The 16,461-nt window shown below is 59.1% G+C and carries 14 protein-coding genes; 4 read left to right on the top strand and 10 right to left on the bottom strand.

Annotation, left to right across the window (positions count from 1 at the left end; genetic code table 11):
* Positions 1-25: 25 nt before the first annotated feature.
* The 7 genes from alaS to larB all read right to left on the bottom strand — a co-directional run bounded on the left by alaS (position 26) and on the right by larB (position 8,637).
* Positions 26-2,671: an alanine--tRNA ligase gene (gene alaS, locus LDN12_RS03025; RefSeq protein ID WP_223921213.1), complete on the bottom strand. Its 2,646-nt coding sequence runs from the start codon at positions 2,669-2,671 to the stop codon at positions 26-28.
* A 32-nt stretch (positions 2,672-2,703) separates the two neighbouring features.
* A complete protein-coding gene (locus tag LDN12_RS03020; protein ID WP_223921212.1) occupies positions 2,704-3,186 on the bottom strand; it encodes a regulatory protein RecX in 483 nt (160 codons plus the stop codon).
* A complete protein-coding gene (locus LDN12_RS03015; RefSeq protein ID WP_223921211.1) occupies positions 3,173-4,327 on the bottom strand; it encodes a type IV pilus twitching motility protein PilT in 1,155 nt (384 codons plus the stop codon). Before LDN12_RS03015 ends, LDN12_RS03020 begins: the two co-directional genes overlap by 14 nt.
* Before the next feature lie 25 nt (positions 4,328-4,352).
* Positions 4,353-5,360, bottom strand: coding sequence for a recombinase RecA (gene recA, locus LDN12_RS03010; RefSeq protein WP_223921210.1), 1,008 nt, complete (start codon positions 5,358-5,360; stop codon positions 4,353-4,355).
* A gap of 88 nt (positions 5,361-5,448) precedes the next feature.
* Positions 5,449-6,699 (bottom strand): competence/damage-inducible protein A, encoded by a 1,251-nt coding sequence (locus LDN12_RS03005; RefSeq protein WP_223921209.1) that lies wholly within the window; start codon positions 6,697-6,699, stop codon positions 5,449-5,451.
* Positions 6,696-7,886 carry a nickel pincer cofactor biosynthesis protein LarC gene (gene larC / locus LDN12_RS03000; RefSeq protein WP_223921208.1) on the bottom strand — a complete coding sequence of 397 codons (1,191 nt, stop codon included), beginning with the start codon at positions 7,884-7,886 and terminating at the stop codon, positions 6,696-6,698. The genes LDN12_RS03005 and larC overlap by 4 nt, the downstream gene beginning before the upstream one ends.
* Position 7,887: 1 nt before the next feature.
* Positions 7,888-8,637, bottom strand: a complete 750-nt coding sequence (larB, locus tag LDN12_RS02995; RefSeq protein WP_223921207.1) for a nickel pincer cofactor biosynthesis protein LarB — start codon at positions 8,635-8,637, stop codon at positions 7,888-7,890.
* A gap of 226 nt (positions 8,638-8,863) precedes the next feature.
* On the opposite strand from larB, the gene LDN12_RS02990 reads away from it, so the two are divergent.
* From LDN12_RS02990 to LDN12_RS02980, 3 genes are all read left to right on the top strand, one after another.
* Positions 8,864-9,754 (top strand): LysR family transcriptional regulator, encoded by an 891-nt coding sequence (locus LDN12_RS02990; RefSeq protein ID WP_223921206.1) that lies wholly within the window; start codon positions 8,864-8,866, stop codon positions 9,752-9,754.
* A gap of 106 nt (positions 9,755-9,860) precedes the next feature.
* Positions 9,861-11,144 carry a 3-isopropylmalate dehydratase large subunit gene (locus LDN12_RS02985; RefSeq protein WP_223921205.1) on the top strand — a complete coding sequence of 428 codons (1,284 nt, stop codon included), beginning with the start codon at positions 9,861-9,863 and terminating at the stop codon, positions 11,142-11,144.
* Positions 11,145-11,311: 167 nt separating this feature from the next.
* Entirely contained in the window at positions 11,312-11,839 is a 528-nt protein-coding gene (locus tag LDN12_RS02980; RefSeq protein ID WP_223921204.1) for a 3-isopropylmalate dehydratase small subunit 2, read from the top strand.
* Between the two features lie 92 nt (positions 11,840-11,931).
* Here LDN12_RS02980 and LDN12_RS02975 read toward each other — a convergent pair whose 3' ends face one another.
* Both LDN12_RS02975 and LDN12_RS02970 read right to left on the bottom strand, forming a co-directional pair.
* On the bottom strand, positions 11,932-12,939 hold the full coding sequence (locus LDN12_RS02975; protein ID WP_223921203.1) for a DUF3187 family protein: 1,008 nt from the start codon (positions 12,937-12,939) through the stop codon (positions 11,932-11,934).
* Positions 12,932-14,629 (bottom strand): methyl-accepting chemotaxis protein, encoded by a 1,698-nt coding sequence (locus LDN12_RS02970; protein WP_223921202.1) that lies wholly within the window; start codon positions 14,627-14,629, stop codon positions 12,932-12,934. The genes LDN12_RS02975 and LDN12_RS02970 overlap by 8 nt, the downstream gene beginning before the upstream one ends.
* A gap of 229 nt (positions 14,630-14,858) precedes the next feature.
* Between LDN12_RS02970 and LDN12_RS02965 the strand changes: the two genes are divergently transcribed.
* Complete coding sequence (locus tag LDN12_RS02965; protein WP_149211424.1) at positions 14,859-15,050, top strand: twin-arginine translocase TatA/TatE family subunit; 192 nt, start codon at positions 14,859-14,861, stop codon at positions 15,048-15,050.
* Between the two features lie 106 nt (positions 15,051-15,156).
* Here the strand turns inward: LDN12_RS02965 and LDN12_RS02960 are convergent, their stop codons facing one another.
* On the bottom strand, positions 15,157-16,461 hold the full coding sequence (locus LDN12_RS02960) for a pyridoxal phosphate-dependent aminotransferase (protein WP_223921201.1): 1,305 nt from the start codon (positions 16,459-16,461) through the stop codon (positions 15,157-15,159).

Genomic DNA, 16,461 nt, shown 5'->3' with positions numbered 1-16,461 from the left:
ACGAAACCTGTTCACCTTGATCACATTATAGTCCAGTCAACCCCGACAGTATCCGGGCGGCGGCAGACAAGGCCTCTTCCAACCTTTCAGGCTGGGAGCCGCCAGCCTGGGCCAGTTCGGGTTTCCCACCGCCACTGCCTCCGATGAGGGGGGCCAGCTGTTTGATTATATCACCTGCCTTCACGGTGGCAACCAGACCTTTAGTGACCGCCACCAGGAGATTGGCCTTGCCCCCGATGGCTGCGCCCAGGACCACGACTCCTTCTCCGATACGGTCCTTCAGCGTATCTGAGAGATCGCGCAGGGCCTTGACATCCTCCACCGGCACCTTGACGGCCAACAGCTTCATGCCCTGCACCTCCACAGCCTGCGCAAGCAGGTCGCCCGAGGCGGCAGCGTTGAGCTTGCCCTGCAGGGATTCGATCTCCCGCTGCAACTCCTTCTGGCGGGAGAGGAGTCGTTCCAGCCGTTCCAGGGGATTGCCCCCCTCGGCCTTGAGCAGCGAGGCCATGGCTCGCTGTTCGTCCTCAACCTGCCGGACAAAGGCAAGGGCACCGGTGCCGGTCAACGCTTCGATGCGGCGCACACCGGCAGCGATGCCGGTTTCGGCGACGATCTTGAACAGCCCGATGTCTCCGGACGCACGCACATGGGTACCGCCGCACAACTCCATGCTGACGTCCCCGACCCTGACCACCCGCACCGTGTCGCCGTACTTCTCGTCGAACAACGCCGTGGCCCCGGCCTCGATGGCTTCCGCTATCTGCATCTGGTTTGTAACCACCTGATCGTTGTTCATGATGTAGGCGTTGACCAAATCCTCGACCCGGCTTATCTCTTCGGTGGTCATGGCCAAGAAGTGGGTGAAGTCAAAGCGGAGGCGATCAGCGGAAACCAGGGACCCGGCTTGCTTGACATGATCGCCCAGGACCTGGCGCAGGGCCGACTGGAGAAGGTGGGTGGCGGTATGATTGCGGGCCGTGGCACTCCGGGTGGGTTGGGCCACCTTCAGGTCTGCGGCGTCCCCCCTATTGAGCACGCCCTCCTTCACCACACCGTGGTGTACGATCAGATCCGGGTAGGGACGACTGGTGGCCCGCACCTCCAGATGGGCGTTGCCGGTGGAGATAGTCCCTTCATCCCCCTTCTGCCCCCCGGAGTCGCCGTAGAAGGAGGTCGTTTCCGTGATCACCCCGACAGAGTCGCCGGCGACTGCAGAGTCTACCTCGACGCCGTTCCGGACGATAGCAAGTACCGGCCCGTAGACCGACATCTCGTCGTACCCCACAAAAGTGCTACGCACCCCGCGGTTGTGAAGCTCCTTGAATACCTGGGCGATCCCCTCCTCTCCCGATCCCTTCCAGTGTTCCCGGGCCTGTTCCCGCTGTTTCCCCATGCAGGTCTCGAAGCCGGCCTCGTCGATGGTGAAGCCCTCGCTCTCCACGATATCTGCGGTCAGATCGGTGGGGAAGCCATAGGTGTCGTACAGCTTGAAAAGGATGTCGCCCGGGATAATGTTCTTCCCGGCCCCACGCAAAGAGGCGACCTCATCGTTCAGTATGGCCAAACCACGGTCAAGGGTTTCCGCGAAGCGTTGTTCCTCGGCCAGAACGACCTTTTTGATATAGGCCTCCCGCTCCAACAGTTCCGGGTAGGCGTCACCCATCATGTCGCGGACCGCATCCACCGTATGGTAGAGCATGGGCTCGGCAAAACCGAGCATCTTGGCATGGCGGGCGGCGCGACGCATGATGCGGCGCAGCACGTAGCCGCGTCCCTCGTTGCTCGGCAAGGCCCCGTCGCAGATCAGGAAGGTTGTCGCCCGCGAGTGATCGGCAATGACCCGCATGGAAACGTCGTCCTTCTCGTTGGCCCGGTATTTCTTACCCGAGAGGCGCTCCACATGCCGGATAATTCCTTGCAGCAGGTCGGTGTCGTAGTTGGAAATGACCCCCTGCATAACCGCCGAAATACGTTCAAGCCCCATGCCCGTGTCCACCGACGGTTTAGGCAACGGCGTCAGGACGCCGTCGCTCGATCGGTTGAACTGCATGAAGACGTTGTTCCAAATCTCCATGTAGCGGTCGCAGTCGCAGCCGACGGTGCACTCTGGGCTGCCGCACCCCGCCTCGGGTCCCTGATCGTAGAAGATCTCCGAGCAGGGGCCGCAGGGACCGGTGTCCCCCATGGACCAGAAGTTGTCTTTCTCACCGAAACGGAAGATCCGCTCTCGGGGGACCCCCTCCTGAAGGTGCCAGATGTCGGCGGCCTCGTCGTCGTCCGTGTACACGGACACATACAGACGGTTCTTGTCAAGTCCCAGATCCCTGGTCAGAAACTCCCAGGCAAAAGCGATTGCCTCCTTCTTGAAATAATCGCCAAAGGAGAAGTTGCCCAGCATCTCGAAGAAGGTATGGTGGCGGGCCGTGCGCCCTACATTTTCCAGGTCGTTGTGTTTGCCGCCGGCGCGCACGCATTTCTGCGAACTGCACGCCCGGGTGTACTCCCGCTTTTCCATACCGAGGAAACAGTCCTTGAACTGGTTCATCCCAGCGTTGGTAAACATCAGGGTCGGGTCATTCTTGGGGATGATGCCCGAACTTGGCACCACCGTGTGGCCCCGGTCGGCAAAAAACTTGAAAAAACGTGCGCGAATCTCATTCCCTGTCATCGGTATCCTCATACGCAGTGTCAATAGTAATTTTACTCGATTTCATCAACCTTCAGCACCTTCATGATCGTCCCGAGTCCAAACCCGCGCCGCTGCAAAAAGGCGATTACCCGGCGTTTTTCGCGATCCGTCGCCACGGAAAAGGAAAATCCGGGAAACCGCCGCTCCATAACGCCACGCAGGCCGACCTGTTCGTCGTGTTCGTGGCGGATACGCCCCAGAACCTCATCGATAAGCCCGGCCGGAACCCCTCGGCGGCGCAGTTCAAGCCGCAGGCGTGGGCCAAAAAAGCGCCCACCGCTCACGGCAATCTCGGCAAAGTGCTCGGCAAAACTGCGGTCATTAAGCCACCCTTCGTTCACCAGGCGGGCCACAGCCTCCTCGATTGCCGCTTCGTCCAATCCCCGGCGGGTTAGTTTCTCCCGCATCTTCGCCGTTGTGTAATCGCGTACGGCGAGCAGCTTGAGGGCCTCCTGGAAGGCTCGTTCCGGGGACGACAACTCAGAATTTTTCAATGTCGAGCTTCCGGACTTCCCCTGAATCTTCCTCCTGTGACTCGAAGCTGTCCCATGAGGCGTCCGAGGTGGAGGAAATACCGGACACCTTGAGGGCGAAATCGTCCGGGTTCGTACTCTGGCGCAAGGCCTCGTCGTAGCTGATCAACCCGGCGGTATAGAGCTTCATCAGCGATTGGTCGAAGGTCTGCATGCCGTAAGTGACATACCCCTGGGAGATGGCATCGTGAAGTTGCTTGGTCTTTTCCTTGTCGTCGATGTACTCCTTGACCCTGGCCGTACCGAGCATGACCTCAACGGCAGGAACGCGTCCCTTGCCGTCGGCCCGCGGCACCAGTCGCTGGGAGAGTACCCCCTTGATGATGCTGGACAACTGGATACGTACCTGGCGCTGATGATACGGGGGAAAGACACCGATGATACGGTTGATGGTCTCGGCCGCGTCCATGGTGTGCAGGGTCGACATGACCAGGTGGCCGGTCTCGGCGGCGGTCATGGCGGTTTCTATGGTCTCGTAATCGCGCATCTCCCCCACCAGGATGACGTCCGGGTCCTGGCGCAGGGCGCCCTTGAGCGCCGCGGAGAAACTCGGCGTGTCGGTGCCGACCTCCCGTTGGCTGATGATGCTTTTATTATCCCGGTGGAGAAACTCCACCGGGTCTTCGATGGTGATGATATTGGCGGTCCGGTTCTGGTTGATGTAGTCGATCATGGCCGCTAGGGTGCTCGACTTGCCCGAACCGGTGGTGCCGGTCACCAGGATGAGGCCGCGCTCCTCCTGGCAGATCTTCTTCAGGACCGGCGGCAGGTTCAAACCATCCAGCGTCGGTATGGTGAAGGAGATGGTACGGAAGACCATGGCCACCGTGCCGCGCTGTCGGTAGGCGCTGACCCTGAAGCGCCCCAACCCCGGCACGGCATAGGCCAGGTCCACCTCCGAGTTTTCCTCGAAAAGGCGTCGCTGGCGGTCGTTCATCATACCCTGGCACATGTCCACGACCACATCCGGCGAGAGGCGCTGGGTGTTGGGAATGGGGTGCAGCCGACCGTCGATGCGCACAATGGGCGGCAGGCCGGTTTTGATGTGAATATCCGAACCCTTAGCTTTGACAGCGATAGTCAGAATTTCGTCCAGATCCATGCGTGCCTCTCCAATCCGGCTGCTATCAGGCTGTTTCGGCGGGCACCGTTCCCTTGACCAGCGCCAGCAGCTTCCCTTCGATCTCGGCCAGGGTTTCAGGGTGTTCGGTCAGCCAGGTGCGAGAATTTTCGCGCCCTTGGGCGATCCGCTCCTTGCCGTATGAGAACCAAGCGCCGCTCTTTTCGATGATCCCCTTTTCCACCGCCAGGTCGAGCACGTCTCCGGTACGGGAGATTCCTTCGCCGTAGAGGATGTCGAATTCGACCTCTTTGAAGGGGGGGGCGACCTTATTCTTGACCACCTTGACGCGGGTACGGGAACCAATTACTTGGTCCCCTTGTTTGAGGGTGGCAATCTTGCGGATATCCATGCGCACCGAAGCATAAAATTTGAGTGCGTTCCCGCCGGTCGTCGTTTCGGGGTTGCCGAACATGACGCCGATCTTCATGCGGATTTGGTTGATGAAGATAACGCAGCAGTTTGACTTGCTGATGATGCCGGTCAGTTTGCGCAGGGCCTGGGACATGAGCCGGGCCTGGAGCCCTACATGGGAGTCTCCCATCTCGCCCTCGATCTCGGCCTTGGGCACCAGAGCCGCCACCGAGTCAATTACCAGTATATCAATGGCACCGCTGCGCACCAGGGTTTCGGTGATTTCCAGTGCCTGTTCACCGGTATCGGGTTGGGATACCAGCAGGTCGTCGGTCTTGACCCCCAGCTTGCGGGCATAGCCGATGTCCAGGGCGTGCTCCGCATCCACAAAGGCCGCAATACCGCCAGTCTTCTGGGCTTCGGCCACGATATGCAGCGCCAGGGTGGTCTTTCCGGAGGATTCCGGACCGTAGATCTCCACCACCCGTCCGCGGGGCACCCCACCGACCCCCAAGGCCATGTCCAGGGATATGGCGCCGGTCGAGATCGCCTCCACGCCCGGCAACGCCTCGTCATTGCCCAAACGCATGATGGCGCCCTTGCCGAACTGTTTCTCGATCTGACTCAGGGCCAGTTCAATCGCCTTGTTTTTTTCCTGCATGGTTATATGTCTCCTGAAAGTGGGATGAACGTAAAAGGGATGGAAAGGGGTGTTACGGTATCATATCCAGCCGTTTTCCCGCAAGGATTTATACGGAAAAAGGGCTAGCCTCCGTCAGATAGTGTCGCAACCAGTCCAGAGCCGTCCAGGCGGTCAAGGTACGGACATAATCCCGATTGCCGCCGAACCGGAAACCCTTGGTCCAAGAGCCGGCCGGGGTAGCCAGGGAGATAAACACCGTACCCACCGGTTTGTCTGCCGTCCCGCCGTCCGGCCCGGCAATGCCGGTCACAGCGAGCCCCAGATCGCTTCCCGCCGCGGTGCGCACCCCGATAGCCATGGCGGCGGCGCACTCGAAACTGACCGCTCCCCGGGTATCCAGAATTTCCTGCGGCACCGCCAAAAGACGCTGTTTAGCGGTATTGCTGTAGGTCACCAATCCTTCCTGGAAGAAGGCGGAACTGCCGGGCACATCGGTGAGTCGCTTGGCAATCAGGCCGCCGGTACACGACTCGGCCAAGGCCAGACTCAGGCCGCGCCGATCGAAAAGCTCGGCCACGGTCTGCTCCATGGTCTCGTGCCCTTCGGAAAAGATCGCCGTACCCAGCCGCTCCCGCACCAGTTCCACCGCGTCCTGGAGGTAGGTTCGCGCCGCGACCTCCGTATCCCCATCAGCCCGCAGGGTTATACGTATCCAGGGAAAGGTGACGCAGATGCTCATCTGCAGGTCATGATTGCCGGCAAAGGCCCCCTTGAGCAGACCGTCCACCTCCGGCTCGGAAAGGCCATAGACGTTCAGGAGCGAAGAGAGGATCACCTTCTTGTGCATCACGCGTTCGCAGAGAAACGGCAACACCGTCTCACTCAACATCCGTTCCATCTCGGAGGGAACGCCGGGCAGGAAAAAGAAAAAACACCCCCCATGGATGAAATGGAAACCGCAGGCGGTCCCGGTCGGGTTGGGGATGATCGTTGACTTGGTGGGAACCATGGCCTGCCGGTCAGAGGCATGGCCTCCCCCCAGCTTGGCAGTAAAAGTGCGGATATGCTCCTTCAACGCCTCGTTGACCACCAAGCGTCGGCCGGTGGCATGGGCCGCCGCCAGGGCCGTCACGTCATCCACCGTGGGTCCCAGGCCGCCGGTCACGATGACGGCGTCGCTTTTCAGTGCAAGTTCATTCAGGGCCTCGCCGATATCCGGCTCCGAATCCCCCACGGCCATGTGGCGCAGCACGCGAAGGCCGCCACCCAGCAGCAGTTCGGCGATGCGACCGGCATTGGTGTCGGTCACCTCGCCGCAGATCAACTCACTGCCGATACTCAGGGTGGAGATCCTCATGACGATTCCCCTTCGGCATGCCGCCATGCCACCACCTGTTCCAACACCTCGCGGCAGGGGATGCCCCGCTCCCGGGCGATGCGACGGCAATCTTCGTATTCCGGGGCGACCCGCAACAGAAGGCCGTTATCGAAGACCAACTTGAAACGCACGGGGCCAAAGGGGGTCCGCCTCTCTTCCACCCGCCGCTCCAAAGTGATACGTCCGGCAGGATAATGACGCAGCCCTATGGCCGAAGTCTCGGCCAGCACCACACGCGCCAGGCTATCCAGTAGTTCGGGGCGGCAGAGAAAGGAGAGCTGGGTTGCCGGACGGTTTTTTTTCATCTGGACCGGCGTGAAAAACACATCCAGGGCGCCTTCCTCAAAAAGCCGCTCCATCACGTAACCCAGGATCTCCGGGGTGGAGTCGTCGATATTGGTTTCGGCTACCACGACCGGGTCGTCGCCGCTCCCCCGTTCCTTTTCAGCTGTGCCGAGGAAGGCCCGCAGGATGTTGGGGCAATCGTCAAAATCCTTGCCGCCGGCGCCACTGCCGATCCGCTCCAGGTGCATGGCCGGCCTCTGCCCCGTCCCTGCGGCAAGGGCGGCAAGGACGGCCGCGCCGGTGGGGGTGACCCGCTCGCCGTCACCGCATTCGCCATGCACGGCCAGACCGCGCAGCAATTCGGCCGTGGCCGGGGCCGGCACCGGCAGCCGGCCGTGGGCGGTCTCCACGAAGCCGCCCCCCAGGGGCAACGCTGCGGCATAAACCTGGGTAACACTCAGGTAATCCAGACAGATGGCCGTTCCGACGATATCCACGATGGAGTCTACCGCTCCAACCTCGTGGAAATGGACATCAGCAATCGCTACGCCATGCACCTTGGCCTCGGCCTCGGCCAGGCGGCGAAAGATCCGCCGCGCACGTTCCTTGACCGAATCGGCCAGGGGACTTTCGGCGATCATGGCGTCGATGCCGCCGTAGTGGCGGTGGGTGTGGTGGTCGTGCACGGCCACGTCGAACTTCAGCGCCGAAATGTGACGCCGTTCGGTGCGGCTTGCGGAGAGGGCGTAGGAGTTGGGAGGGAGCGGGAGCTTCGCCAGTTCGGCTTGAAGATGTCCCAACGGCACTCCCAGGTCCAGAAGCGCCCCCACAGTCATGTCGCCGGAGATACCGGCGTAGCAGTCGAAATAAATGATGTTCACATTAGTCCCTGTTGATCAGACTCGCCGCGCAAGCCGCGCCGAAACCGTTGTCGATGTTGACCACCGTGACACCTGCGGCACAGGAATTAAGCATCCCCAAAAGCGCCGCGATACCGCCGAAGGCGGCTCCGTAGCCTATGGAGGTCGGCACCGCGATGACCGGCTTGCCCACCAGCCCTCCCACCACCGAGGGGAGCGCCCCTTCCATGCCGGCCACCACGATGAGGACCGACGCGGCCGTGAGCTGTTCGCGCCGGGCTAACAGGCGGTGGATGCCGGCCACGCCCACATCATAGATATGCTCGGCCACGTTGCCCAAAAAACGGGCCGTGACCAGCGCCTCGGCCGCCACCGGCAGATCAGAGGTCCCGGCCGAAACCACCAGAATAGTCCCTCTCCCCTTGGCCTCCACCGGCCGCTGTTCCAGGGTCAGGCAGCGGGCATTGGCGTGATACAGTGCCCCGAAAAAGGTCCGCTGGATTCGCTGCGCCTTGTCCTCGTCGATCCTCGTCACCAGGACGTTACTGCCGTTTTCCGCCATGGCGGTCATGATGCTGATAATCTGTTCGTCCTTCTTGCCCTCGCCGAAAATGACCTCGGGCATGCCTTGGCGCAATTCGCGGTGGTGGTCCACCTGGGCACAGCCCACATCCTGGAACGGCAGGTGCCGCAACCGTTCGACGGCCTCTTCGACCGGGATGGCACCTCCCTTGACGGAGTCCAGCAGTTGTTTCAGTTGATCGGGTGTCATAACCTGTCTACCTCTCGAACCTCGTTTATACACCACGCCCCGGACGCTTTCCACCTGAAATTTCCACACATCGGGGCGAGGAAAAATCCTCCACCTCATCCTGCGGTCGCAGAATACGGGATGAAAATTGTTGTTGCACACCGGGATTTTAGTTTAGTGTACCCAAAATACCGCCGACCGCTGGGGTGAAGGCGGGCAAGAATTTTATCGGACCGGCGAGGCCACCATGATTATAGACCCCTTATCACTCAAATTGTTCGTTACCATCGTGGAAGAGGGCACCATTGCAGGAGCGGCCGAGCGGGAGCACATCGCCGCATCGGCCATCAGCAAGCGTATGAGCGAACTGGAGAACAGCTTCGGAACCCCGCTGCTCCGCCGGACGAACAAGGGGGTCGCGCCGACCGATGCCGGCATAACCCTGTTGCAGCTTGCGCGGGGGGTTCTGCACGACATGAACAACCTCTACGTGCAGATCAGCGAATACTCCAGCGGCGTGCGCGGCCACGTCAGGTTGTGCGCCAATATCTCCGCCATCAACCAGTTCCTGCCGGCAGAGATCAGATCGTTCATGGACCTGCATCCCCAAATACACGTGCATCTGGAGGGTGCAATCAGCGAGTCCATCATGAAATCCGTGGCCGAGGGGGGCGCGGACGTGGGCATCATTACCATGGGAACCTACCGTCAGGATCTGGAGTACCTGCCGTACCACTCGGACCAACTCATTGTCATTACCCCCAAAGATCATCCCCTGGCACAGAAAAGGTCCGTTTCGTTTCAGGAAACCCTGGAGTTCGATTTTGTCGGCCTGACCGTCGGGAGTGCACTCAACAACCAGGTGCTGCGGGCCGCCCAGGATCTGGACCGTACCCCCAAACTACGCATCCAGGTGAACAGCTTCGATGCTCTGTGCCTGATGGTGGAGGCCGGGTTGGGCATCGGGATCGTTCCCAAGGGCGCTGCAAAACCCTACTTCAAAGGGCTACGCATCCGACCGGTGGTTCTCGACGAACCCTGGGCCCAACGGGAGCTGAAGATCTGCGTCCGCTCACACGAGGCGCTGCATGCCGCCGCTAAACTCCTCGTCGGCCACCTCAGACAATTGGAGACATAGAGTTGCCATCGTCGTTCGCGATGGCAACGTCACCATATACTGCTTTTATTGGTGAAAAGAATGGGGTATACAGTGAACCATTACAGTATTTAAGCGAGGTTTGAACATGGGTAAAACCACAGCGGAAAAAATCTTTGAAGCCCACCTGGTCGAGGAGCCCTTCCCCGGTACCAAGGTGCTGAAACTGGATGTGGTCCTGTGCCACGAAATCACCACCCCTATCGCCATCGACGACCTGATACGGCGCGATAAGGATCGGGTCTTCGACCCCTCCCGGATCAAGGCCGTCGTCGATCACGTCACCCCCAGCAAGGACACCAAGACCGCCACCCAGGCCAAGATCCTGCGCGACTGGGCACGCCGCCACGGTATCAAGGACTTCTTCGACATCGGCGCAAACGGCGTCTGCCATGCCCTGTTCCCGGAAAAGGGGTTTATCCGCCCAGGTAACACAGTCATCATGGGTGACTCCCACACATGTACCCACGGTGCGTTCGGCGCTTTTGCCGCCGGTGTCGGCACCACCGACCTGGAAGTCGGTATCCTGAAAGGGGTCTGCGCCTTCCGACAGCCCAAGACCATCAAGTTCAACGTCACCGGAACCTTGCCCAAGGGGGTCTACGCCAAGGATGTGATCCTGCACATCATCGGCAAGATCGGCGTCAACGGCGCCACCGACCGGGTAATGGAATTCCACGGCGAGACAATCAGCGCCATGACCATGGAATCCCGAATGACCCTGTGCAACATGGCAATCGAGGCGGGCGGAACCTCCGGTATCTGCCAGCCCGATGCAACCACCGTGGAGTTCCTCTGGCCCTTCATCCAGGAGGAGTTTGCCTCCAAGGAGGCCGCACTGGCCGAATACTTGAAATGGACCGCCGATGCTGACGCCGACTACGACCAGGAGATCAGCATTGACGTCACCGCCCTTCAACCAATTTCCACCTTCGGCTACAAACCGGACCAGGTAAAGTTCGTAACCGATCTGCCGGACACGCCGGTTGACCAGATTTACCTCGGTTCCTGCACCAACGGCCGCCTGGAAGACCTGCGCATCGCGGCAAACGTGCTGAAGGGAAAACGAATCGCTCCCACTGTGCGCGGCATCCTCTCCCCCGCCACGCCGAAGATCTATCAGGACGCTCTGCACGAGGGGTTGATCGAGACCTTCATGGAGGCCGGGTTCTGCATCACCAACCCGACCTGCGGCGCCTGCCTGGGGATGAGCAACGGCGTCCTGGCCGAAGGTGAAGTATGCGCCTCCACCACCAACCGCAACTTCATGGGCCGCATGGGCAAGGGGGGCATGGTACATCTCATGTCGCCGGCTACCGCGGCGGCATCGGCCATCGAAGGAAAGATCGCCGACCCGAGAAAGTATCTGTAACATCCGAATTAGTGTCTGCCACAGAGACACGCAGAAAGGCAGGAACACGCAATTTGTTGTTTTTAATTCAAAAAAATATGCTTTGTTTTTCTCTGGGTTCCTCTGTACCTCTGCGTCTTTGTGGCAGGTTTACGTTTTAGAGAATTTATCTTTCAAGGAGTTACCATATGAAAACTTTCGGAGGCCCGGCCCTCTTCCTCGACCGTTCCGACATCAACACCGATGAAATCATTCCGGCCAAATACCTGACCGAGATCACCAAGGAAGACCTGAAACCCTATATTCTGGAAGACCTAAAACTGCCCGGCTTCGACCCAAAGGGTCCGAAAACGAAGTTGGCGCGTGTGGTCGTCTCCCGCGCCAACTTCGGCTGCGGCTCCTCCCGCGAGCATGCCCCCTGGGTATTTGAGGTCAATGGTATCACCGCCGTGATCGCCGAATCCTTTGCCCGTATCTTCCGCCAGAACATGTTTAATTGCGGCATGGCCGCCATCGAGCTACCCAAGGCGGACCTAGACCTGATTTTTTTCCATGCCGGCGACAATGACGCAACCATCAGCATTGACATCGAGACACAAAGCCTGACCATGAGCGGCGGAGGCAAACAGAAAACCTTCGCCTTCGACCTGTCCCCCTTTGACAAGGCCCTGGTGCTGGCCGGCGGCTGGGTCGATTACGCCGACAAGAAATACTGATCCAGTGCCGCAATAAATCCCAGCAACGCAAAAAGCCCCGCTGAAAGTGGGGCTTTTTGCGTTGCAACGATAGCAATGGCTCAAAGAGCCTGTTAAAACTGCTTGCTCACCCCCAGGTGAAAGGCCACATCCGGTGCGGTGGCAACCGCCACATCCTCGGAAACGCCGATATCAAGCCGATAATCGCCGGGAAGCCTGAGCGCCCCTCCGGAGACCAGCATCAAGGACGGCTTGGAGAGTTCATCCAGAGAGCTCCCCCGGTAGAAGGCCGTATGGCCGTTGAGCTGGAACTTGAAGGATATCCATGGCTCCGGCCCCCAACCCAGACCGGCGGTGCCAAAGCCGACAAAATTCTGCTGCTGGTCACGCAGGATATCGCCGTCGCTCATCACCATCCCTCCCATGGAGCCGAAGACGCCCAGGGATCCCCATTCGGTAAAGTTGTTCATACTGCCGCACAGCGACAAGGCAACATCGGTGCTGCCGCTGCCCCTCAAGGCATTACTGTCGCCGCTGGGTAGTTTGAGGGACGCACGTAGCGCCAGACTGTCGTGGGATTCGTTGTCACGGGCATCGTAAAGCTGCATGCCCGCCGTCAGGCTTATATCGCCGATGCCGGAACCCGCGTGGTCCACTTTGAGTTTCTGGACGCCATCCTTGGTATAACTGAAGGACAGCTTGTTTTTGGGAGCGCTGTCGCGCCCTCCCTGGGGCAAGCCGAAGAAATCATGCCATCCGATAATGAAACTGTCCAGAAAGCCGCCGCCGTAGAGCACGTAAGGGACCTCCAGACCTGCATCGAAACGTCCACCGAAACCATAGCGGGCCGCCAGGGTCCAGCGGTAGGATTCACCGTCGAGGTGGATTTGCTCATGGGGCGTGGAACTGATGGTATAGTCGCTGGCAACGTCCTGAACGAGGCTGACAATGGCACTTCCTGGGGGGGCGACCGTAGCCTCCGATTGCGCGGGAAGCCCGAAAATCTGTACGAGCGGGCTTTGGTTGACGGTGCGAAATGGGGTGATCTCCATATCTGCGGCAGTAGCCGGCCCGGCCATGACGATCAGCAGGAGCAGGGACAAAGACAGCACCTTATTCATAATTGGCCTCACCTTCGCCCTCTTCACCACCCGTCTCGTTGCGGTGCAGGTCGATCACGCGCGTCAAAACCATGACGGCATCCAGAATTCTCCGGGTTTCGGCAGTATTGGCCGAAATCATGTCGTCCACCCTGCACACCGCTTCGACGGCCTTTTCGGCGACGACAAGTTGACGATAGACATTCTCCTTCAACCCTTTTGTCCGCTCGTTGTGTTCTATAACGCCTTGCAAGTACAGGCGGTTTTCCCTGGCCTGTTCCTGGGCCGACATATTGATGCGTTGCGCCAAATCCCTCATGTGCTCCAGGTTTCTGACGATCAGATTGGCTCCTTCCTGTTGGTTTTCCGTATTCAGGGTGATCTGCTGGACCCGTTCGAGATTCTTTTCGGCCTCCTCGGTAATGCGTTGGATACCGACCGTCTGCTCGGTCGCTTCGGCGGCAATCCGCGCCACCATGTGGGAGGCTTCGTCGGCGCTCTTCTCGATCTTCACCAGGGCTTCGTCGGCCAGAGAGGATATCTTCACACCTTCCTTGACCTTGTCTTTCCCCTGGGTAACCGATCGCTGCACAGCCGCGGTCTCCTTCTGAATATTACGAACAAGTTCTTCGATTTCGCGCGTCGAGGCCGAGGTACGGGAAGCCAGGGAGCGGACCTCTTCGGCGACAACGGCAAACGCCCGCCCCCCCACGCCGGCCTGGGCCGCAATGATCGAAGCATTCAGAGAGAGGAGTTTGGTCTGCTCCACCACCTCTTGGATGACATTAAGGAACTCACCCACGCGAGCCGAATACCGCGAAAGGCGGTTAATGGCGTCAAAGGACTCCACATTGCTCTTCTCAATCTCCTGCATCGCCCGCAGTGTGGCCGCCATGTGCCGTAATCCGTGCTGGGCCTGCTCACGGACATTTTCTGAAGCCAGGGCGCTGTGCTCGGCATTGTTGCGCACCTTGGCCTGGGAGACGCTGATCTGGTTGATGGAAAATACCGTCTCCTCCGTCGAGGCCGACAGCCCACGGATGTTGTCGGCTATCTCCCTGATGGCGCGGACCATCTGTTCGATGGAGCTCGATGTCTCTATGACAAAACTGGAATATTGGTTGATGTTGTCGGCAATACCGTCGGTGGTTGTACTCATTTTGGTCGACAGTGACTCCTGCTCGGCGCTGCGTCCAGACAGTTCATCTATATCGCCGATCACTGAGGCAAAGGCGCCGTCCATACTCTCCATGGCGGCCACCGCATCACGCACCTGAAAGAGTTCCTTCTCATCGCTGATAGCCAGACCGTGCATGACGAGTTTGAGATTCTCCTCCGCCTCCATGATCCGGGCCAGAAGCCGTTGATGCTCGTGCAGCCGTTCGTCCAACCGCTCCATGATAAAGGTCGAGCGCGATGTAAGAGACCTCAGATCATCGTCCTTCTCCACATAGCCTGACAACTCGCCGGACAGGCCAAGCTTTTGCACAACGGCGAGCTGTTCCAACCGGGCAACAGAAACGGCCCCGGCCACAATCCTGGCACACGCCAGCGAACTAAAAAGTGCCGTAGCAACGATGGCGGCAATGACAAGGACGCCACCTCCTCCGTCCACAATCAGGCCTCCCGCCGCCACGGTCGCCAGGACCAATGAAACAACCACCATTTTGCTGCTGATTGCTGACAAGCTCACCTGCCGTTCGTCTAACATAATAACCACCTTTGGGAAACGATGTGCTCCCAGTTTCTATCACGCCGGTCACGGGCTGTCAACGAATGTCAGGGAGACAATATCTTTAATTTCAGATAGATGGAATAAAATCAGCGCCGTGCGCCCGCGCCAATCGCCAAGTCGGCAGGGACGCCGCAGCAATGCTTGATTTTTTTGGCATCCGGTGCGATACTGGCAAAACTATTTACCCAATGTTTAGGAGGATCACATGTTTGGATTTGGCATGCCCGAACTGATAATCATATTGGTCATCGTTCTGGTCGTATTCGGTGCAGGGAAGCTTCCCGAAATCGGCGGCGCACTGGGCAAGAGTATTCGTAACTTTAAAAAGGCGTCCGAAGGAAAGGACGAGATCGAGATCAAGCCAAAGAAGGAAGGCGAGGACGATAAAAAAGCCTGATTGGGGTTTGTCAATCCGGATGAATTACCAAGGGGGAAAGGCCTGATGCCTTTCCCCCTTTTTTATCCTCTCAGGAGAAAACCGATTTTGAGGGGAGCGACAGCAACTACGACGCCAGGTATTCGCTGATCTTTTCAGCAAGTGTGCTGTAGATCCTGCGGCACTCGTTTTCGTCCTTCTCCAACAGTGTTACGCGAAAGCCCTGCAACGGCGTAGAGAACGATGAGAGAGGCACGACGCAGATACCAGTCGCCGCCAGGATGTGGTAGACGAACCTCTTGTCCGGTGAGACACCGGACTGGTTGACCAGGCCGTTCACCAGGTCGCGCACCTCGCTGTTGGCGATGGGGAGCGACTGGCGGTTGGTCAGCAGACCTTCCTTGAACGCCACAGCCATGTAGAATGCCCCGTTGGTGCGGTTGACCAGAAGTTGGGGTACCTCTTTGAGGAAGTCGTAGGTGATGTTGCTCATTTTTTCATAGCTGGCGATGCGTTCCGCCAAGTACCCGGCGTAGCCGGGATGCTGCATGATGGCTGGGATGACGGTCTGGGGGAGGGTTGTGGAGCAGACCTCGTTCATCTTGCTCGTCAGGATCAGATTGACATACTTGTGAAACTGCTGGTCGTCGTGGCCGTTATAGACCTCGATCCAACCGCAGCGCGAACCGGGCCAGGGAAACTCTTTGGAAATCCCCTTCAGCGAGATAGCCGGAACATCACCGATCACATCGCTGATCGGAACGGCGATTTCACCGTTGTACACAATGTTCGTATAAACCTCGTCCGCAATGATGAACAGGTTGTGTTCCCTGGCCACCGACACGATCTCGCGCAGGGTTTTCTCGGTATATACCATGCCGGTGGGGTTGTCGGGGTTGATGATCATGATAGCGCAGATATTGGGGTTATACTTAATATGGTTGCGCAGGTCTTCAAGGTCGGGATACCAATTTTCCTCGGGCTTGAGCCGGAACAGGGCCGGCGCGGCATGGGCATGGCCAATCTCCCCCAGGGTGTGCGTTGTGTAGGAAGGTGACGGCATCAGTACGCGGGCCTCGGGACGCAGGCAGCCGTAGATCTTGGCAATGGCATCCCCCAGGCCGTTGAAGAAGATGATATCCTCCGGGGTAATCTGGGCTCCACCGCGGCGGTTGGTCGTCTCGCAGATGAACTCACGGGTTTCCAGCACCCCACGGGTGTGGCAATACCCCCAGGTGGCGTCGTCCGCAACCGCCTTAGCCACGATCTCCTTCATCCAGGGCGGGATGACTTCACCCTTGACGATGGGGTCGCCGATATTCTCCCAGTTGATCTTCACGCCATGCTTTTGCAGTTTTTCAGCCACATTGACGATATTGCGGATCTCGTAGGTCAACTCCCCCGTTCCTGGGCTCACCAGATCAATACGCAT

The sequence above is a fragment of the Geobacter sp. AOG2 genome (genome assembly GCF_019972295.1).
In the GTDB taxonomy this organism is placed as follows: Bacteria; Desulfobacterota; Desulfuromonadia; order Geobacterales; family Pseudopelobacteraceae; genus Oryzomonas.
Note: the sequence above shows the minus strand (reverse complement) of the source record. Positions and strands in the feature narration are given on the sequence as shown.